19 protein-coding genes are annotated in these 20,768 nt (G+C 35.4%); 10 read left to right on the top strand and 9 right to left on the bottom strand.

Features of this window, described 5'->3' with window-relative positions:
- The first annotated feature begins 23 nt into the window (after nucleotides 1-23).
- On the top strand, nucleotides 24-1,865 hold the full coding sequence (locus ACFSTA_RS09635; protein WP_377556416.1) for a cation:proton antiporter: 1,842 nt from the start codon (nucleotides 24-26) through the stop codon (nucleotides 1,863-1,865).
- A 586-nt stretch (nucleotides 1,866-2,451) separates the two neighbouring features.
- Here ACFSTA_RS09635 and ACFSTA_RS09630 read toward each other — a convergent pair.
- Nucleotides 2,452-2,631 carry an SE1832 family protein gene (locus ACFSTA_RS09630; protein WP_377556414.1) on the bottom strand — a complete coding sequence of 60 codons (180 nt, stop codon included), beginning with the start codon at nucleotides 2,629-2,631 and terminating at the stop codon, nucleotides 2,452-2,454.
- A 125-nt stretch (nucleotides 2,632-2,756) separates the two neighbouring features.
- On the opposite strand from ACFSTA_RS09630, the gene ACFSTA_RS09625 reads away from it, so the two are divergent.
- Nucleotides 2,757-3,611: a GNAT family N-acetyltransferase gene (locus ACFSTA_RS09625; RefSeq protein WP_377556413.1), complete on the top strand. Its 855-nt coding sequence runs from the start codon at nucleotides 2,757-2,759 to the stop codon at nucleotides 3,609-3,611.
- Between the two features lie 30 nt (nucleotides 3,612-3,641).
- Here ACFSTA_RS09625 and ACFSTA_RS09620 read toward each other — a convergent pair whose 3' ends face one another.
- The gene (locus ACFSTA_RS09620) at nucleotides 3,642-4,724 is read right to left on the bottom strand and encodes an AI-2E family transporter (protein WP_377556412.1); all 1,083 of its coding nucleotides are present in this window, start codon (nucleotides 4,722-4,724) and stop codon (nucleotides 3,642-3,644) included.
- A gap of 151 nt (nucleotides 4,725-4,875) precedes the next feature.
- Between ACFSTA_RS09620 and ACFSTA_RS09615 the strand changes: the two genes are divergently transcribed.
- Nucleotides 4,876-6,657 (top strand): phospho-sugar mutase, encoded by a 1,782-nt coding sequence (locus tag ACFSTA_RS09615; RefSeq protein WP_377556471.1) that lies wholly within the window; start codon nucleotides 4,876-4,878, stop codon nucleotides 6,655-6,657.
- Nucleotides 6,658-6,872: 215 nt separating this feature from the next.
- On the opposite strand, the gene ACFSTA_RS09610 is transcribed toward ACFSTA_RS09615, so the two are convergent.
- A complete protein-coding gene (locus ACFSTA_RS09610; protein ID WP_377556411.1) occupies nucleotides 6,873-7,847 on the bottom strand; it encodes a DUF4003 family protein in 975 nt (324 codons plus the stop codon).
- 143 nt (nucleotides 7,848-7,990) lie between these two features.
- Here ACFSTA_RS09610 and chrA point away from each other — a divergent pair, with 143 nt between their 5' ends.
- Together chrA and ACFSTA_RS09600 are read left to right on the top strand one after the other, a co-directional pair.
- Complete coding sequence (gene chrA, locus ACFSTA_RS09605; protein ID WP_377556410.1) at nucleotides 7,991-9,169, top strand: chromate efflux transporter; 1,179 nt, start codon at nucleotides 7,991-7,993, stop codon at nucleotides 9,167-9,169.
- 29 nt (nucleotides 9,170-9,198) lie between these two features.
- The gene (locus ACFSTA_RS09600) at nucleotides 9,199-9,642 is read left to right on the top strand and encodes an OsmC family protein (protein ID WP_377556409.1); all 444 of its coding nucleotides are present in this window, start codon (nucleotides 9,199-9,201) and stop codon (nucleotides 9,640-9,642) included.
- 207 nt (nucleotides 9,643-9,849) lie between these two features.
- On the opposite strand, the gene ACFSTA_RS09595 is transcribed toward ACFSTA_RS09600, so the two are convergent.
- On the bottom strand, nucleotides 9,850-10,155 hold the full coding sequence (locus tag ACFSTA_RS09595; protein WP_377556470.1) for a hypothetical protein: 306 nt from the start codon (nucleotides 10,153-10,155) through the stop codon (nucleotides 9,850-9,852).
- A gap of 381 nt (nucleotides 10,156-10,536) precedes the next feature.
- Here ACFSTA_RS09595 and ACFSTA_RS09590 point away from each other — a divergent pair, with 381 nt between their 5' ends.
- The gene (locus ACFSTA_RS09590; RefSeq protein WP_377556408.1) at nucleotides 10,537-11,934 is read left to right on the top strand and encodes an L-cystine transporter; all 1,398 of its coding nucleotides are present in this window, start codon (nucleotides 10,537-10,539) and stop codon (nucleotides 11,932-11,934) included.
- A gap of 179 nt (nucleotides 11,935-12,113) precedes the next feature.
- Here ACFSTA_RS09590 and ACFSTA_RS09585 read toward each other — a convergent pair whose 3' ends face one another.
- Nucleotides 12,114-13,913: a DNA ligase D gene (locus ACFSTA_RS09585; RefSeq protein WP_377556407.1), complete on the bottom strand. Its 1,800-nt coding sequence runs from the start codon at nucleotides 13,911-13,913 to the stop codon at nucleotides 12,114-12,116.
- A gap of 108 nt (nucleotides 13,914-14,021) precedes the next feature.
- On the opposite strand from ACFSTA_RS09585, the gene ku reads away from it, so the two are divergent.
- The gene (gene ku / locus ACFSTA_RS09580; protein WP_377556405.1) at nucleotides 14,022-14,870 is read left to right on the top strand and encodes a non-homologous end joining protein Ku; all 849 of its coding nucleotides are present in this window, start codon (nucleotides 14,022-14,024) and stop codon (nucleotides 14,868-14,870) included.
- Between the two features lie 40 nt (nucleotides 14,871-14,910).
- Here ku and ACFSTA_RS09575 read toward each other — a convergent pair whose 3' ends face one another.
- Complete coding sequence (locus ACFSTA_RS09575) at nucleotides 14,911-15,813, bottom strand: hypothetical protein (protein ID WP_377556404.1); 903 nt, start codon at nucleotides 15,811-15,813, stop codon at nucleotides 14,911-14,913.
- Nucleotides 15,803-16,312: an RNA polymerase sigma factor gene (locus tag ACFSTA_RS09570; protein WP_377556403.1), complete on the bottom strand. Its 510-nt coding sequence runs from the start codon at nucleotides 16,310-16,312 to the stop codon at nucleotides 15,803-15,805. Before ACFSTA_RS09570 ends, ACFSTA_RS09575 begins: the two co-directional genes overlap by 11 nt.
- A gap of 203 nt (nucleotides 16,313-16,515) precedes the next feature.
- On the opposite strand from ACFSTA_RS09570, the gene ACFSTA_RS09565 reads away from it, so the two are divergent.
- Entirely contained in the window at nucleotides 16,516-17,517 is a 1,002-nt protein-coding gene (locus tag ACFSTA_RS09565; protein ID WP_377556402.1) for an acyltransferase family protein, read from the top strand.
- 227 nt (nucleotides 17,518-17,744) lie between these two features.
- On the opposite strand, the gene ACFSTA_RS09560 is transcribed toward ACFSTA_RS09565, so the two are convergent.
- Nucleotides 17,745-19,091 carry a YjiH family protein gene (locus tag ACFSTA_RS09560; RefSeq protein ID WP_377556401.1) on the bottom strand — a complete coding sequence of 449 codons (1,347 nt, stop codon included), beginning with the start codon at nucleotides 19,089-19,091 and terminating at the stop codon, nucleotides 17,745-17,747.
- Nucleotides 19,092-19,849: 758 nt separating this feature from the next.
- Between ACFSTA_RS09560 and ACFSTA_RS09555 the strand changes: the two genes are divergently transcribed.
- Nucleotides 19,850-20,134 carry a YwdI family protein gene (locus ACFSTA_RS09555; RefSeq protein ID WP_377556400.1) on the top strand — a complete coding sequence of 95 codons (285 nt, stop codon included), beginning with the start codon at nucleotides 19,850-19,852 and terminating at the stop codon, nucleotides 20,132-20,134.
- A 15-nt stretch (nucleotides 20,135-20,149) separates the two neighbouring features.
- Nucleotides 20,150-20,518, top strand: coding sequence for a DUF423 domain-containing protein (locus ACFSTA_RS09550; protein WP_377556399.1), 369 nt, complete (start codon nucleotides 20,150-20,152; stop codon nucleotides 20,516-20,518).
- On the opposite strand, the gene ACFSTA_RS09545 is transcribed toward ACFSTA_RS09550, so the two are convergent.
- Nucleotides 20,513-20,764 carry a hypothetical protein gene (locus tag ACFSTA_RS09545; protein WP_377556398.1) on the bottom strand — a complete coding sequence of 84 codons (252 nt, stop codon included), beginning with the start codon at nucleotides 20,762-20,764 and terminating at the stop codon, nucleotides 20,513-20,515. The two genes, ACFSTA_RS09550 and ACFSTA_RS09545, sit on opposite strands and share 6 nt — an antisense overlap.
- Between the last annotated feature and the right edge of the window lie 4 nt (nucleotides 20,765-20,768).

Here is a 20,768-nt window from a genome sequence, read left to right as displayed (position 1 = left end):
AATACATTATAAGGGGGCATCAGATGGTTCCGTCATTATTATTCGAAATTATGCTTATCGGTCTATTAGGTATTGGATCACAATGGCTAGCCTGGCGCTACCGTATGCCGGCAATCGTCGTTATGTCTGTAACAGGATTATTAGTAGGACCGATTTTAGGAATTATTAATCCTGAAGAAGACTTTGGACGGCTATATGGTTCTATTATTTCTGTAGCGGTTGCAATTATTCTTTTTGAGGGAAGTTTAAATTTAAGTTTTAAGGAATTACGAGGTCTAGGTAAACCTGTATTTCGTATTTCGACTGTTGGTGCATTTATCGCCTGGATATTAGGATCCTTAACAGCGCATTATATTGCAGGTTTATCGTGGGCAGTAGCATTTGTTATTGGTGGATTGTTCATCGTAACAGGTCCAACCGTAATTATGCCATTGCTTCGTCAATCAAAACTAAAGCCAAGGCCAGCTAAGATTTTAAAATGGGAAGGAATTATTGTAGACCCAATTGGGGCACTACTTGCTGTATTTGCATTTGAAATTATCGCTTATTTTACATCGAGTAATCCGGATGGGTCTGCATTGCTCCTGTTCTTCGCGGCTTCTATATTTGCAGGAATATTTGGTTGGGTATGTGGTCGTGGTATTGGCTGGATGTTTGAGACAGGCCATGTTCCTGAATTCTTAAAATCACCAGTTGTATTTGTAGTAGTTATTTTGTGTTTTACCTTCGCAGACGAGATCATGCATGAAACAGGTTTATTATCTGTAACTGCAATGGGGATAACGCTTGCGAATATGGGCATAAGCTCTGTTTCTGATATGCGTCATTTTAAAGAGAATATTACGATATTATTGATTTCAGCAATTTTTATCATGTTAACTGCCTCTTTACAAATGGACACATTACTTCACATATTTAACCCTAATATTATTGGTTATGTCTTACTAATGATGTTTGCAGTTAGACCTTTATCTATCTTCTTATCTACGATAGGAAGTGGGCTTACGACAAATGAGAAATTTTTAGTTGGATGGATTGCGCCTCGGGGTATTGTTGCGCTGACTGTTTCCAGCTACTTTGCTAGCATACTAACAGAGGCTGGATATGAGGATGCAGCCATTTTAACAACATTAACATTTGGGTTGGTATTCTTTACGGTATTAGCACATGGATTTTCTATTGGCTGGTTAGCTAAAAAGCTGAATCTTTCTATGGAAGGTCGACCAGGATCGATTATTGTAGGAAGTAACGACTTTACAGTTGAACTAGCAAAATCATTAGCTAAAGCGAATGTTCCAATAGTTATCGTGGATAATTCTTGGGAAAGATTAAGAGCAGCACGTGAATCTGGTATTCCGTTTTATCATGAAGATGTGCTTTCAGAGCAAACAGAATATAATTTGGACACCATACCATATGAGTATTTAATAGCAGCTACGACAAGTAACTCCTATAATGCGCTCGTATGTACAACATTTATGCCTGAATATGGTAGAACAAATGTCTTTAAAGTAAGTCCGTATAATAGGGAGTATGGCACTTCGAAAGAAATCGTTTCTAAAGTAGGCGGCAGAGTATTATTCAAAAAAGAAGTCAGCTTAGATGATTTAATTGAAAAAATCGAAAAAGGATATGTTTTCCGTCAAACAACGATTACAGAGCAATTTAGCTATAAACAATATTTGAAGGACAAAGATGAAGAAACAGTTTTCTTGTATCTAATAAAACCGTCTGGTCAGATTAAATATTATTCTGAAGAAATGCGAACTGTTCCAGGTAAAGGCGATACAATCGTTAGTCTAATGCCACCTAATAAGGAAAAGGCAAAGATTGAGGCAAGGTTAGATGGCGGTATGAATGAATAGAATGAAATGATCATCTTGGTCTTCACACAAATCGCACAGTTATCTGTGCGATTTTGTTATGTGTAGACATGTGAATAACATTGATGGTGGTTATTTTAAGAAAAGGCTGTTTTAGTTGATTGGGCGAGAAACGTGAAGAGGTCAGAAAGGAGAGAGGTTGGGAGTAGTGTGGGAACGGAAAATGTTCACTAATCTACTTTCAAATTAACCACTTATCATGTAAATTTCCTTTTTTTGGTCATATAGTAGGTTGTATTCTGTTGTTTGTTTATTTAAAATTAGTACAAGGGTATGATATGTACCCAACCTTCCTAATGAAGGGGGGTGATAAGTTGGTGGAACAAGTGTTAATCTTTCTTACGGCATCGCTTAACCTTTCTATTGCAGTAGCGAAACTGCTGGATGTGCTGTTAAGTAAGCGTAAAAAGAAAAAGAACCCTCACTCGGACTAGTGAGAGTTCAAACACTGTATCAGGGAAGAGGAGAAATCCTCTTCCTAACCATCATCTTATGTATATCATACCCTGTTTATTCAAATAATTCAATGAAACACATATCGATAGATGCCTTGCAATATATTCCTTAATTATTCTAGTTCTTCCAGTTTCTTATAAACCTCAGCAATTTCTTTTTCTAAACGAATCAACTGCTCCTCAGCAGAGGAAGCCCTTCCTCGTACATAAACTAACTTATCTAAATCACTTTGAATACGAACATAATCCGACTTTAGTTCATCCAATTTATTCTCTAATTCTTTTTTTGTCATGTATATCACTCCCAATATTAGTTTAGCGGAAAAAGCCTTTACAAAACAAGAAATTACGATAAAATGATTATTAATTTATCTAGCAAAAGTAAAGCTGTCCATTTCGCTCAAAAGGGGGTTATTTCTTGAAGGTAAAACTAGAAACATCATTACATACGTATATGGAAAAAGTGGAGGGGTTGTTATTAAAAAATGAAGCAAATAATAACTTGATGCTCGGGTTATTGGATCGTGGTTTTAATAACGTAAATGCATATCAAGAGGGTGTTCATTTAGGAATTGTAGAGAATGACAATGAAATTATTTATGCATTTATGCAATCTCCTCCTAACCATTGGATACTAGCTGATGTGGATCAGCTGGAGGAAAATGTTATCGAATCCATTGTGCTCTTTTTGTTTGAAAACAATTATGATGTGCCTAGTGTATTAGGTCCAAATGATGCAGTAGAAAAATTTGTTGAAAGCAGGGCCCATTTAACAGGTAAACGTGCTCACGTTCAAATGAATCAGCTTATTTATCAATTAGATGAGGTAAAAGTACCCCCAAATTTAAATGGAACATTAAAACAGGCAAAGGATAAGCACAAGACATTAATAGCAAAGTGGCTTTATCAATTTGGCGTGGAAGCAAATATGTATATTTCTCGATTAAAAGCCGAAACAATGGCTACAAGCTATATTGATAATCGGACCATCTATTTATGGGAGGTTGATGGTAAAGTTGTATCGATGGTAAATAACTCAAGGAAAACGAAAAATGGTGTAACGCTTAATGCAGTATACACTCCAGATAAATATAAACGAAACGGTTACGCAACGAGTGCTGTTGCGGCTTTATCTAGAAAACTACTTGCGGATGGATACAAGTTTTGTAGTTTATATACTGATGCAGCTAATCCAACATCAAACAGTATTTATCGTAAAATCGGATATTACGAAATTGGGTCATCTATCGTATATGAATATGAAGCAACCTAAAAAAGCGATCGAATTTTCGATCGCTTTTTATTAGATTAACGCATCGTCTCTATCTTTTTTAGAATCTGTATATGTCTCATAAAAATGAACAATGATTGATTTCACGAGTGCATAAATTGGAACAGCAAATAGTATTCCTAAAAAGCCTGCAATACTTCCAGCGGCTAAAATGATTGTGATGACAGTTAATGGATGTAAGGCTAATACACGCCCCATTACATTTGGGGAGATGAAATTACTTTCAATTTGCTGTGCAATCACCATCACGAGAGCAACCCATACAATCATCATCGGATCTTGGAAAGCTCCCACAATAAGAGCTGGTATAACGGATAAAAATGGTCCGACAAATGGAATAACGTTCATTACCATACCAAAGATAGCGAGTGTCAAAGAGTATGGTAAGTCTATAATTAGATATCCGATAAATAGTAATATCCCAACACAAAAACTTACAATTAACTGTCCTTGGATAAATGATGTCAATACATCATCCATTTTTCTAAGCAAACTTCGTAAGTTTGCTGCTTTCTTCTTGGAAAATATTTTCGTAATAAAGGGTACAAATTTATCCCCATCCTTTAACATGAAGAAAAGGAAAAAAGGAATTAATACCAAGGCGAAAATAAAACTAATTAATTGTCCGATAAAACCAAATAAATAATTTAATACAGCCTCAATATGTGATTGAAGATTTTCTGTGAAATTATTAATTGCGTTATCTACTTCTTCCGGGATCAAGGTTTGATTGGCTTGCCAGTATGTAATGATTTCCTGCGCCCAATCAACCATTTTAGGAATATTATTAGCTAGATTAACAATCTGTCTTTGGGCAATTGGCACAATATACATCGTTACGATAAAACCAACGAAGATTAATACAAGGAAAACTAGTAATATGGAAATAGAATGATTAATTTTATAACGCATAAATAATTCCATTAATGGCTTCGTTAAGTAATAAAGGATTCCGGCACCAATGAAAGGAATGGCTACGGCACCTACATATTTGAATACTGGATCAAATATGAAATTAGTAGCGGAAATTAACAAGATTAATAGAAAAACTAAGATAAAAAATACTAATGTTTGAAACCAACGTTTATCAAACAATCACATCACAACTTTCTATTGAAAATATAAGTATATTCTTATTCTAACTGTTTGCTTGAATATTTGGAAGATGTGTTATTAATAAAATTCTTACCATTCTTTAGGAAGAATAAACCTTTTGCAGAATGTAATTAGAATATTACCAGAAAGTATGCTAAAATTTGAGCATATAACTGAAATTGGGGGATATGGCAAAGTGAATAGTTGGGAAAAAGTATATCAAGAGTGGAAGTCATTTCCTGATCTTGAAGTAACACTAAAAGAAGAATTAGAGCATATAAAAGATGATCCCAAAGCATTAGAAGATGCTTTTTATAAAGAATTAACATTTGGTACGGGTGGAATGCGTGGCGTGTTAGGACCAGGAACAAACCGAATGAATATATATACGGTTCGGAAAGCAGTGAATGGACTAGCCAAGTACTTGTTAGAAAATGTTGTAAATGTGAAGGATCGTGGAGTTGTTATTGCCTACGATTCAAGGTACATGTCAAAGGAATTTGCGGTGGAAACAGCCAAAGTGTTAGGTGCTTATGACATTAAGGCTCATGTGTTTGAATCACTACGTCCAACACCACTGTTGTCATTTGCTGTACGCTACCTTGCTACGGCTGCTGGTGTAATGATTACTGCAAGTCATAATCCACCAGAATACAATGGTTTTAAAGTATACAATGAAGATGGTGGGCAAATGGTTCCAAGCGAAGCGAATCAGGTTATTGCCGCTATAAAAGAAACAGAAAATGAGTTGTCAGTTCCTGTTTTAGAACAAGATGAATTAGAAGAAAAGCAATTGATAAACTGGGTTGGACAATATATTGATAATGCATATCTTGACCAACTTCGCCAAATTACAAAGATGGATCAAAATGGATTGACACAGAATAAAGATTTACAAATTGTCTTCACCCCGTTACACGGAACTGCAAATGACCTCGTATTGCGCGGGTTAGAACAATTACATTTTGAAAATGTGGATGTTGTAAAAGAGCAAGCTATACCAGACCCAGAATTTTCGACGGTAGCTTCCCCTAACCCTGAGGAGCATCAAGCATTTACATTAGCTATCGAACTAGGTAAACAAAAAAATGCTGATATTTTGTTAGGGACAGACCCTGATGCAGATCGTTTAGGCGTTGCAGTGAAGAATAAAGATGGCGAATATACGGTGCTGACTGGAAATCAATTAGGTGCTTTATTTGCTGACTACTTGCTTTCGCATTCAGAACAAGCTGTGTTAAACAATGCTCGATTCATTAAAACAATTGTTACTTCTGAATTGGGACGAGCGATCGCAACCTCCTATGGTGTGGAGACAATTAATACATTAACTGGATTTAAATATATCGGAGAAAAAATACGCCAATTTGATGCAACAGGCGAGACGTTTATATTGGGCTATGAGGAAAGTTATGGCTACTTAATCCGTAGCTTTGCCCGTGATAAAGATGCTGTTCAAGCAGCAGTGATGGCATGTGAGATGTCACATTATTGGAAGCAGCAAGGAAAAACACTTTTAGATGCTTTAGAAGTTCTTTACGAAAAACATGGTTATTATTTAGAAGGGCTGACTTCATTAACCTTAAAAGGGAAGGAAGGCTCTGAAAAAATAACGGAGATAATGGAAGCTATTCGAAAAAATCCATTGACTACTGTTGGTGGATTAACAGTAGAAAAAACAGAGGATTACTTATCTAGTGAACGAGTAATTATATCCTCTAAGCAAACAGAAACAATTGAGTTACCGAAAGAGAATGTCTATAAGATGCTATTGGAAAATAATAGTTGGGTATGCTTACGACCATCTGGTACAGAGCCAAAAATTAAATGTTATTATGGTGTTTGTGAATCAACAAAAGATCAAAGTGAATCTACTTTAGCAGCATTAAAAGAAACGATGGAAACTTTCATGAATCAAATTATTGAGAAGTAAAGTAAATTAGCTATTTTTTATGAAGGCTGTTTTTAGTAACGATTGTTGCTTTTTCTAAGGAATGATTATAATTAGTAATTGATGTAACATACGCAGTAACATACGCTCTGAATAGCCGCTTCGGAAATACACTGCGCTTTCCGCGGGAGTCTCCGAGTATTTAAATGAAAAAAGCAATCTTGCACCATGATGTGCTCGATTGCTTTTTGTTCTTTCTAATTTCCACTATTTGATGATGTAGCAGCGGTTGCTCCGGCTATTGTTGCGATCATAACTGCTTGTTGGGCTTGTATCACAGTTTCCAACACGGTATAAATACTCGTTTCTGCCAATCCAGCATGATCTATTTTTTCATTAACAAACAAACTAACAGCCATTAATACATTCATATCTTTCTGCCACTTAAAATCCTTCACTTGATTCAGTTGCTCATACATATCGATAATCTGATGAACATCGAATTCTTCTGGTGGTAATAGCGCTAGAATACCTATGGCAGGATAATACGTTGTCTTTGTTTTAATACCGTGATCAAGTAACATATCAGCGACTTCCATAGTTCGATTAACTATTGTTTGGATATTCCCATCTTCGCTTAAAGAAAGAATATGACTCAGAAATTGCAAATCATTCCCCTTTCTGAAGCCATTCTTAGCTAACTGTTCATAATAGGATTCCATATGCTGGATAATATCTTCCCGTTCCCGAAAAGCGAGTAGCGTTGCAAGGGGGTAATCTCCAGAAGAAGTAAGGAAGGCGTGTTCCTTTTTCATGCCATCATAAATATTCTTCGCCGTTTGAATCGTTGTTGGAACAGCTAGGTGTTCTGTATGATTTGTAAGAAGAATCGTTGCTGCAATATACGTAAAGGTCCCACTACTAAATTTAGCCCGTTTAAATTGTTCATAGTAATCATAAAGCAGTTCGACTTTTTCTTCTGAGTTGTCAAAATTTACATCCAGCATCGCTGCAGTTGTAAATCTAGGATATGACCTCATCGAGGAGAATAAGCTTGCCCGTCTCTTTATCGTATCAGCTAGTTGCAGTAATTTTTCCGAATCTAATTTCGTATCATTCATTGTATAAATGGATGCAATGGACATGAGGATGCGTTTATCGGATACCTTCCACTTCATTCGGTGTTTAAGCGCATCATATGTTTTTGTATAGTTATTTATTTTAGTGTTCATAGGTTGGCACTCCTTTCTCATCGGTAACTATACATACGTTTTTACAGGCAAATAAGTTTCACTTTGTAAATTTTGTGTAAAATTTCAGGTATTACACACGCAAATATGTTATTTTAATAGAAAATACTCACATGGAGGTTGTTATGCCAAAAAAAGGATCTTTGTTTGAAATTTTAGGCACCTCATTAAAACTAGGACTAACATCATTTGGTGGTCCTGTTGCCCATTTAGGTTATTTTAAAAATGAATATATCGATAAACGTAAATGGATTGATGACAAGACATATGCTGATATCATTGCCTTATGTCAGTTTTTACCGGGTCCTGCCAGTAGTCAGGTGGGTATTGCTATCGGTATGCTCCGAGGTGGAATCTTAGGCGGTATTGTTTCTTGGTTTGGTTTTACTATTCCATCAGTTATCGTACTTATACTTTTTGCACTTGCATTTCAATCGTTCGCTTTAGGTGATGCAACTTGGATTGCAAGCTTGAAAATTGTAGCAGTTGCAGTAGTTGCCCATGCAGTATTAGGGTTAGGAAAAAAACTAACACCAGATCGACCTCGAATTGCTATTGCTATTGGTGCCCTTGTAATCATGCTATTATTTCCTTCTGCTATTGTACAAATTTCCGTTATTATCGGAGCTGCGATTCTAGGATATTTTATGTTTTCCAAACAAGCGGAGACGAAAGTGCAGCAATTTTCCGTTTCTATTACGAAAACACAAGGAATTATATCTCTTACTATTCTAGTTTTACTACTATTGGGATTACCACTATTAGCACAAATGGTATCGAATAGCTATGTAAACATCTTTGATACATTTTTCCGTGTTGGTTCGATTGTATTTGGTGGTGGGCACGTTGTATTGCCACTTCTAGAACAAGAAGTTGTTCCAAACGGACTTTTAACAAGCAGTGAGTTTCTGGCCGGATATGGAATGGCTCAAGCTGTACCAGGTCCACTATTTACGTTTGCTAGTTACTTAGGGACGATGATGAAGGGAATAACTGGTGGAATTGTTGCCACAGTAGCAATGTTCTTGCCATCTTTTTTACTCATTATCGGAGCATTACCGTTTTTAAGTGAATTACGTAAACGAAAAAGCTTCCAAGGTGTATTAACTGGTGTAAACGCAAGTGTAGTTGGTATTTTGCTAGCGGCTTTTTATGATCCAGTTTTTACAAGCTCTATTTTAAGTGGAGCTCATTTTGGATTAGCAGTTATTCTATTTGCACTTATGCAATTTTGGAAAACACCTGCTTGGTTGATCGTTATAATCGGGGTTGTACTAGGCGAAGTAATGGCATATCTCTTTTGATAGCGATACAATGGTCGTGAGGTGATTATATGGTACAACATCATTTTCATTTAAAAGCGGATTGGCCAGGTGGCCGTAACAGTGAAGGCTATATTGAGGCTGGTAATTTAAAAACAAAAATATCAATTCCACCTGAGATGGACGGCCCGGGTATTGGTACCAATCCAGATGAAATGCTACTTGGTGCAGCTGCTACATGCTATATCATTACACTAGCTGCGATGATTGAGCGTGCGGCATTACCACTTAAAGAAATGTCCCTGGAATCGGAAGGGATTGTTGATGTTACAAACGGCGTTTTTACGTATAAAAAAATCATTCACAAACCGACCATAGGATTAGATCATAGTGCAACTGCACAGCAACGGAGTAAGCTAGAAAAATTAGTTGTAAAAGCAGAGAAAAGCTGTATGATTTCACGTGCTATTGAGGGGAATGTGGAACTCGAACTTCAAGCAAATATTTTAGGGTGATAGAGTCTACTTTTGTTAACGGTTTATGTTGTCTATCGCAAAACGCTAATTCGCATACTAAATAATATGCAATAATGTATATTAAATTGCACCGCAAAATGTGGTGCTTTTTGTTTATAAAAAGATTACCCAGTTCAATCACAACTGAGCCATACACAAAAATTTACTTTTTCTTAAACACTTTCCCCTATTCTGAGAAATTGCTATTTATGAAGGACTATCCCCTATCTTGCTATAAATTTCATAAGCAAAATACCCCAATAAATAGCCAATTACAGTTCCTAAACTAATTGTAGTTAATGGAGAAATTGGTGAAAACATGCCCGAAATTACACCGATAAGACAACCAAAAAGCATTCCCATTGGTATTAAACTATCTAATAAATTCTGAGCTTTATTTGTTTTTTTCTTACCTAGGTTGCCTAGTTTATGTTTATGTTCAAGCCTTTTAACTACAAATAATACAACCCCTCCTGTAATTGCAATTGGTAATACAATACGCACAATTTCCATAAACCCCATATATAAATCCCCTTTCACTTTTATTTTCAACAAACTGGACCGATTGCTGCATAAAACTTTAGAAAAATATTTTCAATATATAGTTTTATTTTATCATAAATATTCAGTTTGCATTGATATACTCTAAAGAGACGATTTATCTAATTTGCATCCGAAAAAGTATTCCTAGGTGTGCGGTAGGTAACGGAATTGGTAGTTCTTTTTTTGTATCTTATTAAACTATGAATCTCAAATTCAATTGCTTGACACTTTATATAAACCATTGTATCTTATTAAAGTCATACTATTTTTATCGGAATTATAAAGTATTAGTGAGCGATAAAATATTAGGTGCATATACTAATAAAAATTCAGACAGGGGGCATACACAAAATGGATATTTTGTATGTATTATTAAATATTGCTGTATTAGTAGCTATTATAGGTCTACTGATCTTTATGCAAAAAAAACATGTTTCTTTTTCTAGACGAGTATTTACTGGTTTAGGTTTAGGTATTGTATTAGGGGGAGTTCTTCAATGGATCTATGGTAGTGGTTCTGAAGTTCTTTCAACGACAACGGATTGGTACAGTATCGTTGGTCGTGGGTACATTAATTTTCTCATGATGATTGTAATTCCACTTGTATTGGTATCGATTATCCAATCCATTATTAATCTTGAGAAAACAGCTGAACTTGGAAAAATGTCAGCTTGGATTATTGGGATTTTAATTACGACAACAATGGTTGCGGCATTGATTGGTATAGGTACTGCGACTGTATTTGACTTAAGTGCTGAGCAAATTGAAGCAGGGCAAGCAGAAACGGATCGTGGTTCCATGTTGGAATCTACCTTAGATGAAGTCGTACAAGGGCAATCAACACCACAGAAGATCCTTAACTTTATACCATCTAATATCTTTTTAGATATGACGGGACAACGTTCTACATCTGTAATTGCTGTTGTTATCTTTTCTGTCATAGTTGGGATAGCGGTATTAGGCTTGCGTCGAAAAAAACCAGAGCAAGCAGAAATGTTCACAAAAATGGTCAATGCTATTTATTCCGTAGTTATGCGTATTGTAACGCTAATCCTACGCTTAACTCCATTCGGTATTTTAGCGTTAATGGCAACAACGGTAGCGAACACAAACTTTGCAGGTATTATTGAACTAGGTAAATTTGTTCTGGCATCCTATGTAGCATTATTGATCATGTTCATCCTGCATTTAGTATTAGTTGGAGTATTCGGATTAAATCCTATGACTTACTTACGTAAAGTAATACCAGTATTAGGATTTGCATTCACGTCACGTTCAAGTGCTGGAACAATTCCATTAAATATTTCAGCACAAAAAAATTCGCTAGGAGTTGACCAAGGTGTAGCAAATATGTCTGCATCATTTGGTGCAACTATGGGGCAAAACGGGTGTGCAGGAATTTATCCAGCAATGCTAGCTGTGATGATCGCGCCGACAGTTGGAATCAACCCACTAGATCCTTGGTTTATTTTACAATTAGTAGTTATCATCGGTATTAGCTCATTCGGTATAGCTGGTGTTGGTGGTGGAGCAACATTTGCTGCACTGATCGTTCTTTCATCTATGAACATGCCAGTAGCTTTAGCAGGACTACTCATTTCTATCGAAGCATTTATCGATATGGGTCGTACTGCACTTAATGTAAATGGTGCAATGGTTTCCGGAACACTAACATCACGTATCCTAGGAAAACTAAACATCAAAACATTTAATGATAAGACAGCAATTGAAGACAGCAGTTCATTATAAAATTGGAACAGCCGCCCCTGATGGAGCGGCTGTTTTTTAATTAATGGTTTATGCGTGTCCGAAATTCCGAGACATGCGTCTGATAATCGAGAAAAAGTGTCCGAAGATCTGAAACGAGCGTCCGATAATCAGGAACTCCAGCACCAGTGCCCGTATATCCAATCCTTGATAAGACAAGGTTACTTAATTAGTTCCATTACCCGATCCAAATCCTGCTTCTTTCCAACTTCAAAATAATCCGCAAAAGGGCATCCAATAGCATGCACCCGATCTATCCCATTTTTAATGGTAAATTGTTCAGGCCGTAAATCTTCATTTACTTCATCCCAAAACATGGGCATAGAAACTGTTCCTTCAGCAGTCTTTCTTGGAGAATAGGGAGCTATGATTGTTTTATCTTTTCCATGCTGGACGTAATCAATATATAACCGATCATTGCGTTTATTTTTCATTCGTTCGGTTGTAAAATAATCCGGACTTTGCTTTTCTACAGTCCAAGCAATTGCTTGGGTAAAAACAGCTGTATCATCATAAGACATACTGCCTTCAGGGATAGGGATGTGAACTTGTAATCCTTTGTTTCCAGAAGTTTTTATAAATGAAGTGAGCCCTAAATCATCAAGCAAACGTTTGATCAATAATGCTGCATGGATTGCCCAAGCAAATTTACTGCGATCAGGTGGATCCAAATCAAATACTATTTCAATCGGATTCCTGCTACCGACACGTTGAAAAGGAACATGGTATTCCACGGCACCATGATTAGCAAACCATGTTAATGAATCAAGAGAATCACAAATAATTAATCGATCATCTCCATCACCAAATCCTTTAATAAAGGGAGGTGCATAACTTGGTAAATGTTTTTGGAAGAAAGATTCTTCATTTACGCCATCTGGACAGCGTATTAATGTTAATGCACGATTTTCTAAAAAGGGGAGCATATATGGAGAGATTTCTCTCATATAAACAAGCAATTCCCCTTTCGTTAAATCATGATCTGGCCAATATAGTTTTTCCGTGTTACTCACCTCAAATGAGGAAGGTAGCATTGCCATATCAAGTTCAAATTTTTCCAAAGTGCATTCTTCCGGAGAAAGGTTTGGAAGGAGTGAATGGAACTCTGGTTCACGAAGTTCTCCGCGATAAATGTCCAAGGAATGAGTGGAAGCACAAATAGCAGGAGGGAGTCGATAGATCTTATTTTCTTTTTCTCCATTTGTCAAAAAGAGTTGCTTTACCGTTTGAAATGCTTCCGAATCTAATCCATGTTTACATTTGCCAACCTCGATCATGCTATCATTATGAAAAACATTCATAGTAAAATATTCATTTTCACTGTCATACTCTGATAAAAATCCTTGAAATGTTCGCCAGTTTTTTACTTTATACCAGTCCTGATGTCTTTTTCCAGGACTATATACACTTTTTTTTCTTTTGGCGATTATGCCTTCACCTTTGTAATCAAATATGATTTTCCATAACTTTTCTGAGTTATTAAATGCCTCTATGTAACGGATTCGTTCTGACAAGCTATTCTTCGTAAACAATTCCTTCAACATATTTTTCCGTTTTTCCAAACTGAGTTTTTCTAGGTTGGAATCTTCTAAAAGTAGTAAATCGAAGGCTAAAAACGTAGCAGGTCGTTCCAATCCTGCTTTATCAATCGATTCTTTATTTTTTAATCTTCCCCGTTTTTGTATCCATGAGAAATTCCCTTGATAGGCGTTGTTTAGCACAACTAATTCGCCATCAAGTCGTAAGGGGAGGACATCATTAACTAATGATTGATTTTCCTGACAATACGATATAATTTCAGGAAAGTTCATGGAAAGATCCTTCTGATTTTTACTTGTTAGTCGAATCGTACCATCTGCTTTCCAATCCAACACACATCGAAATCCATCATATTTTACTTCATATATCCAATCCTCCCCAGTGGGAATATCTGTACTAGCTATTGGCTTCATAACATCCATTCACAAAAAACTCCCTTCCTCTATAAATTGGCTTATTCCATCAAAAATAATCAACAAGGATAAGAATGTTTGAATTCGCCAAACTAAAAATAAAAGGAGGTATTCTTCATGCACACGATGTGGAAAGGAACAATTAGTTTTGGCCTCGTAAATATACCGGTGAAGCTTCATGCTGCTACAGAAAATAAGGATGTATCCTTAAGGCAGTTACATAAAGAATGCCAATCACCGATTAAATATGAAAAAGTCTGTCCCGTTTGTGATCGAGAAATTGAAAAAGATGAGATTGTTAAAGCCTATGAATATGCAAAAAATAAATTTGTTGTTTTGGATGATGAGGATTTAGAAGCATTGAAAAAAGAGCAGGAAGATCGATCGGTCGAAATTATGGACTTCGTAAAATTAGAAGAAATTGACCCGATCTATTTTGAAAAAAGCTATTACTTATCTCCAAATGAAGGGGGAGGGAAAGCGTATGGATTGCTTCGGGCAGCATTAAAAGATACTGGAAAAATCGGCGTTGCTAAAATGATAATTCGCTCCAAAGAGCAATTGGCGATTATTCGTATTTATAATAACACGCTAGTTGTCGAAACCATCCATTATCCAGACGAAGTTCGTAATGTTCAAGATGTCCCCAACGTACCTGAAGAAACGGAAATTGCTAACAAAGAGTTGGATACTGCAAAAATGTTAATTGAGCAACTTACAACAGAATTCGAGCCTGAAAAATATAAAGATGAATACCGGACAGCTTTACTTGATTTAATTGAAGAAAAGAAAGAAAAAGATCAAACAACTACCGCAAAAGAAAAACCAAAACCAGATAATGTGACCGACTTAATGGGTGCTCTCCAAGCCTCATTAGATAGGGCCAAAAAAGATAAGCCAAAACCAAGTCAACCAAAGAAAAAAACAACGAAGACCACCGCGAAAAAGAAAAAAGCAGCTCAATAAAATGAGAAGTCCTGATAAGATAAAACCTTATCAGGACTTATTAGTTTTTGAAAGACTGTGTTTCTTCTCCATCAATCATTAAATTCCAAATTCCATCTTCTGGAAAGGTTAACTTTCCGTGAAAATGATAGTTAGGTCTATTTGTATTTGCATCATAATTCATTACCGTTTGTACAAAGGTGGATTGATCCACTATTTTTCCTTTTTCATCAATTAAAGAAACGTCAATTTCCTCTTTATCTTTCCAGGAACTTTCAATACCAATTTCTGTTTCTTCACCGACCGTTAGTTCCTTTGGTGAATCCAATAATGTATAGTGCTCTGTCTTTGGAAATGGAGGTAGAACATCAAGTGTAAATTCACCATGTAATTTTTCATCGACATAGAAAGAGAGTTGCCATATACCTTCCGATGGAAATGGTGAGAAATTTGTTAATGTATTAGCATCTTCACTATATAGTGAAGAAGAAAGACTACCTTCTGCTAAGGTAATTTCTTCACCGAAATGATTTATTGCCATGACTTGATAAGGTTTATTTACAAGTTCAGAGGGTTTGCCCCAATAATAAATAAGTAGCTTTGCTACTCTACGTTTATCTTCTGCAACAAACGGAGTCAAACCCAACAGCCCTACTTTTCCTTCTAAACCAATAACTTCATACTGGGTATCAGATAATGGAAAAACCTTTCCAGCAGGGGCAGTTAACTCAATAAAGGAATCGGACTGATTGTTGTTAATTATATCGCTTAATTGTGGAACAACCAATATGGCAAACAAAATAATGGAAAAAATGATACCTAGGAGTGGTTTAATTAATATTTTTTTCTTATTCTTCTGTTGTGCTTCCTTTAAACGAAATAGTATGCGTTTTTTTTGCTCTTTATTTAAGGAATGCTTAGGGAGGTTTTTAAACTGTTCCTGTAAATGGTGATTATCGTCCATATATAAATCCCTCCTCTTCTAAAATTTCACGGACTTTTTTTAAAGATCGATGATACATTACGTTTACTTTATTCTTACTACAATGAAGAATCGTACTAGTTTCTTCTGATGAAAGTTCCAATATTCCTCTTAAAATGATAACTTCTTTATATTTTGGAGCTAATTGATGGATCGCCTTGTTTAAATGAATATGATCAAAATTTTTAACCATTCCTTGTTCAATATCACCCGAAAAAGGTTGGTCTGTAACTAAGACATTAATAATTCTTTCCCACACTTTTTTTCTCCGGTAAAGATCAATAACTCGGTTTCGAGCAATAGAGATCAGCCATGTTTTAGGATGTGACGCGCCATTGAATTTAGATAATTTTTGTAAAGCAATGAGAAATGTATCTTGTACAAGATCTTCCACTTCTTGGGAGCCTGTATAGTAAACAAGGAAACTTGTAATATCTCTTTCATACTGTTGAAACCATTCCTCAATAGAATATTCGTCCATGCCCTCCCCCCTTCCTAATTATTTGACGATTGAATTCAATAATAATTACAAATTATTATCTAAATTACAATTAAATATCAATTTTTCACCACACTTACAATCCATTTACAAGCCCTTTAAAATGCTCCAAATTGCGATTATAGCTGTTAAAATACGGGTACTACTCATTACCGGAAGGATTTCATATAAAAAGGGTGAACATCATGAAGAGAAGTCCATATTTTGATAATGCAAAATTATTTTTGATTTTTTTAGTTGTTTTTGGTCACGTTATTCAACCGTTTACCGTCGAATCGACAGGCGTAAATACACTTTACATGTGGATATATACGTTCCATATGCCTGCCTTTATATTTTTAGCGGGATTTTTTGCTAAGGGATCAGGTAATATGGATTACCTGATAAAGCTAGCAAGAAAATTATTATTACCATATCTCATTTTTCAGTTAATCTATTCTTTTTATTATTTTTATATTGGTAAATCAGGCTGGTTAACTGATCTATTTCATCCACATTGGTCATTATGGTTTTTATTTAGTTTATTTTGCTGGCATATTTTACTTCATTGGTTTAAGAAAATCCCTGCCATATATAGTGTTACACTAGCTGTTACAATCGGTTTGGTTGTTGGTTACTTTTCTGAAATAGGTCATTCATTCAGCTTATCTCGGACCTTTGTCTTTTTCCCTTTTTTCCTGCTTGGATATCTTGTTACACAAGATCACATGATGTGGTTGAAGCGAAGGAGTATTAGAATAGCATCAATTGTCGTTATGTCGGTTGTATTACTGGCAATCTATTATGCACCAGAATTTAACTCTGGATGGCTGCTTGCCTCAAAGTCATATGGTGATTTAGGGATGCCAGAATATGGTGGATTGGCACGATTACTTGTATATATTACATCTGCAATTATGGCAGTAAGTGTATTGACGTGGATACCAACGCGACAATTTAAACTTACCGCATTAGGTACAAGAACGTTGTACGTTTATTTATTGCACGGAATATTCATTCAATATTTCCGTCAGGGCGAGATGTTTTATGTCGAAGGAGTGATTGATTTATTTGGGCTTGCAGTTATATCAGCAGTCATTGTACTTGTTTTATCAAGTCGCCCGATACAAGGAATCAGTCAGCCGTTTATTGAAGGAAAAGCAACTATTCTGAAAAAATATGTAATCAGTAATAACGAAAGAATTTAAAAAAAGTTCGTAAAAAATGAAACTAAAATGAGATTCATTACGTATATTATTATAGTACCCCCCTTAAATATAGAATAGATTCAAGTAAACAAACCACCTAAAAAAGGGTGGTTTGTTTTATGTACAACGCAATAGTTATTCTTAGTGACATGAGACTGTGAAATGGATAAAAAAGGCATCCTCGTTTGGATACCTTTTTTTAATAGGAATTCTTACTATTTTAATGATTAAAACAACATATGTGCAATAAACACAATAATCGGTAATGTTATAAGTGTTCTTAGTAAGAAAATAATTAATAAATCTTTAAATGATACGGGAACTTTGGAACCGAGTAATAGTCCACCAACTTCTGACATGTAAATTAACTGTGTAACGGATAATGCTGCAATAATAAAGCGGGTAATCTCTGCCTCGATTGGTGCAGCCAGTATTGCAGGTAAGAACATGTCAGCAAAACCAATTAAGATTGTTTGCGAGGCTTCTTCAGCAAACGGTACTTGCATGAGTTCTAGTAATGGGATAAAAGGCATTCCGAGCCATTGGAATAGAGGCGTATTATCCGCAATCATTAAGGCAATCAATCCGAATGCCATAACAACAGGCGCTACACCCATCCACATGTCTAGAACATTTTGTCCACCTTCTTTAAAGAACTTATAGACACTCGTTTCCTTTCGGCTACGTTCAATCGCTTTTTGGTAGCCAAATGTAAATGTATTATGACCAGCAGGGATTTCTTCCTTTATTCCTGTAGCTTTTTCATTCACATATGAATCTGCTTTTCTAGAAAGTGGTGGAATCCGGGGCATAATTAGAGCTGCAACTAAGCCAGCCACAAGAACTGTTGCATAAAATGGAAGAAACATATGCTCAAGTTCTACCTCGGAAATAACTACGAGTGTAAATGTAATCGAAACAACGGAAAACGTAGTACCGATAACAGCTGCTTCTCGTTTTGTATAATAACCTTCTTCGTATTGCTTACTCGTTAATAATACACCAATCGTACCATCACCAATCCATGATGCTAAAGAATCAATCGATGAGCGACCAGGCAAATTAAATAACGGTCGCATAACCTTTGTCATTAATGTACCAAACATTTCCAATAATCCAAAGTTCATCAGTAATGGTAAAAATAATCCAGCAAATAAAAATACGGCAAAAAGTACATGTAGTAAATCACCGAGTAGTAACTGACCTGTTGCTTCCCCATGTACAGCCTCTGGCCCAATTTGGAAAAAAACCATTACTGCAAAGATAGCAGCTACAACTCTAGTGATCGTCCAAAACGCACTCGTATAAAATAAGCTCTGAAAAAATGGGGTTCGTTCGAAAAGTGTTGGTCTTAGTTTAGCTAGTAACGTTAATATCGCTGTAATAGATATGATAATTAACATAATGAGTGATAATTGATTTTCTAATATACCTTCTACCCAATTCGCTAATAGTGCAATTGGAATCGTATAACCATCATCTGTATTTACTGGGGTAATAAATAATAGAATACCGACTAAAGATGGGAGAATAAACTTAATATGTTCTCCAAATGAATAATTATTTCTTTGCATGTGACTCCTCCTTTGAAGTTACTTAGTAACGGAACTATGTAATTCATTCACATTACGTTAAAAATATGTATAAAGTGGTATGTTCATTTCATCTAACTATAAAATTATAAATCATGTATATATATGTGTCAAAATCAATAAATATGTACACGCTATGCCTTGACTATCTCATTCTATATATATTTTACCTTAAAATAACCCAAAATCAACGTGGAAATTACGATAAATTATAAAATTTGATAAATTAATCAGTTATTTTCAAATATTTTAAGTTATTGTATTGATTACATTGGAAAATGAATGTACAATATAACGTACAGAGTAGATTTACATTGTAGTAGAGGAGGACTATAGCGTATGAACTTTTTGCAATTATGCACGGATACAGAGAGAAAATTGGGGCGAAAGCTTAAACAGAAAGAAGTTGAATTTTTGCAATGGGTTTTTAAGCGCTATGTGGAGGAAAAAAGAAATAACAAATGTATAAGCTGATGTAGTTACAAAACAAGAAAAATAAGAATGGATTGTAATCACATGCAGGACCGTGATTCTTTTGTTATGTTCTTTAATGTTACCAAAGAGGTAGTAAAGCTATTCCTCGCTTAAAATCTTACTCATGGGATACGAGAAAATCTTAAAGCCTTGGCAACATGCCAATCAAGGCTTTTTTAGTGTTTAATAAAATCGAAATACATTTCTTCCTCATAAAAAAATGATATACTTAAGCAAGTTCTATTTATAAAGAAGGAGTTGTCATCATGGCTATAGCTAATGAAACAATTATCCAAAAAATGATACAGGAATTACAACAAGCAAAACAACAACAAAGCCAGACAGAGATAGTCAAGCATATGGAACATGTGCGTTTACTCTGTGATTTATTTTTAGCAGAGAGCGATTCTTCATCAGAAGTTAGTAAAGAAGAGATTAGTCCTGAAGAAATGAAAGCAATGCTTGGTGAAACGAGAAAGCAACAGTCTTTTCAAAAAACATCTCGTTTAGAGGAAAATGATGCAAATGGAAAATCCATTTTTGATTTTTAATAAGGGGAGATACACATGAAATTATTTCTAGTGCTTGGAGCTATTAACGGGTTTTTGGCAGTTGCTTTGGGCGCATTTGGTGCACATGGTTTAGAAGGCAAACTTTCGGAAAAAGCTTTAAAAACATGGGAAAAAGCGGTAAACTATCAAATGTTCCACACGATGGCCTTGTTTGTAGTAGGTTTACTAATTGCAAGAATAGAGAGTGTCGGTATGATGTGGGCAGGGTGGCTATTCTTCCTTGGCATTTTACTGTTCTCAGGTAGTTTATATATATATTCCGTTTCAGGTCTAAAAACATTTGCCATGATTACGCCATTAGGTGGTGTCGCATTTTTAATCGGATGGATACTACTGGGCTATGTTGTTATCAAATTTCTATAGAGCAATTAAACAAAATGTAGCTAGTAAAAAAATTACTAATGCACGGACAAATTGTTTACTGGCGTGTACTTGGTTAAATGTATGCAAGGCAATTAGACCGTCACATAATAAACTAACAGCTATTAAATAAAAGCTTAATATGATTAAAATTAATAAACCTTGAATGATGGCTATTAATCCTAAAATAATAGCCAGTCCGATAGAAGCCAATTCGCCAATAATGAATTTTTCATAAGGATGTCGCATAAAA

This window comes from Ornithinibacillus salinisoli (genome assembly GCF_042684965.1).
In the GTDB taxonomy this organism is placed as follows: Bacteria; Bacillota; Bacilli; order Bacillales; family Amphibacillaceae; genus Ornithinibacillus; species Ornithinibacillus salinisoli.
The sequence above is the reverse complement of the archived record's forward strand: the minus strand, read 5'-3'. Positions and strand labels throughout refer to the sequence as shown.

What these genes read in the sequence shown, in the direction of transcription:
- chrA (WP_377556410.1), top strand. Translation starts at nt 7,991, where the DNA reads ATGCCAAAAAAAGGATCTTTGTTTGAAATTTTAGGCACCTCATTAAAA.
- ACFSTA_RS09560 (WP_377556401.1), bottom strand. Translation starts at nt 19,091, where the DNA reads ATGCAAAGAAATAATTATTCATTTGGAGAACATATTAAGTTTATTCTC.
- ACFSTA_RS09570 (WP_377556403.1), bottom strand. Translation starts at nt 16,312, where the DNA reads ATGGACGAATATTCTATTGAGGAATGGTTTCAACAGTATGAAAGAGAT.
- ACFSTA_RS09550 (WP_377556399.1), top strand. Translation starts at nt 20,150, where the DNA reads ATGAAATTATTTCTAGTGCTTGGAGCTATTAACGGGTTTTTGGCAGTT.
- ACFSTA_RS09590 (WP_377556408.1), top strand. Translation starts at nt 10,537, where the DNA reads ATGGATATTTTGTATGTATTATTAAATATTGCTGTATTAGTAGCTATT.
- ACFSTA_RS09595 (WP_377556470.1), bottom strand. Translation starts at nt 10,155, where the DNA reads ATGGAAATTGTGCGTATTGTATTACCAATTGCAATTACAGGAGGGGTT.
- ACFSTA_RS09630 (WP_377556414.1), bottom strand. Translation starts at nt 2,631, where the DNA reads ATGACAAAAAAAGAATTAGAGAATAAATTGGATGAACTAAAGTCGGAT.
- ACFSTA_RS09555 (WP_377556400.1), top strand. Translation starts at nt 19,850, where the DNA reads ATGGCTATAGCTAATGAAACAATTATCCAAAAAATGATACAGGAATTA.
- ACFSTA_RS09565 (WP_377556402.1), top strand. Translation starts at nt 16,516, where the DNA reads ATGAAGAGAAGTCCATATTTTGATAATGCAAAATTATTTTTGATTTTT.
- ACFSTA_RS09615 (WP_377556471.1), top strand. Translation starts at nt 4,876, where the DNA reads ATGCTAAAATTTGAGCATATAACTGAAATTGGGGGATATGGCAAAGTG.
- ACFSTA_RS09600 (WP_377556409.1), top strand. Translation starts at nt 9,199, where the DNA reads ATGGTACAACATCATTTTCATTTAAAAGCGGATTGGCCAGGTGGCCGT.
- ku (WP_377556405.1), top strand. Translation starts at nt 14,022, where the DNA reads ATGCACACGATGTGGAAAGGAACAATTAGTTTTGGCCTCGTAAATATA.
- ACFSTA_RS09545 (WP_377556398.1), bottom strand. Translation starts at nt 20,764, where the DNA reads ATGCGACATCCTTATGAAAAATTCATTATTGGCGAATTGGCTTCTATC.
- ACFSTA_RS09610 (WP_377556411.1), bottom strand. Translation starts at nt 7,847, where the DNA reads ATGAACACTAAAATAAATAACTATACAAAAACATATGATGCGCTTAAA.
- ACFSTA_RS09635 (WP_377556416.1), top strand. Translation starts at nt 24, where the DNA reads ATGGTTCCGTCATTATTATTCGAAATTATGCTTATCGGTCTATTAGGT.
- ACFSTA_RS09575 (WP_377556404.1), bottom strand. Translation starts at nt 15,813, where the DNA reads ATGGACGATAATCACCATTTACAGGAACAGTTTAAAAACCTCCCTAAG.
- ACFSTA_RS09585 (WP_377556407.1), bottom strand. Translation starts at nt 13,913, where the DNA reads ATGGATGTTATGAAGCCAATAGCTAGTACAGATATTCCCACTGGGGAG.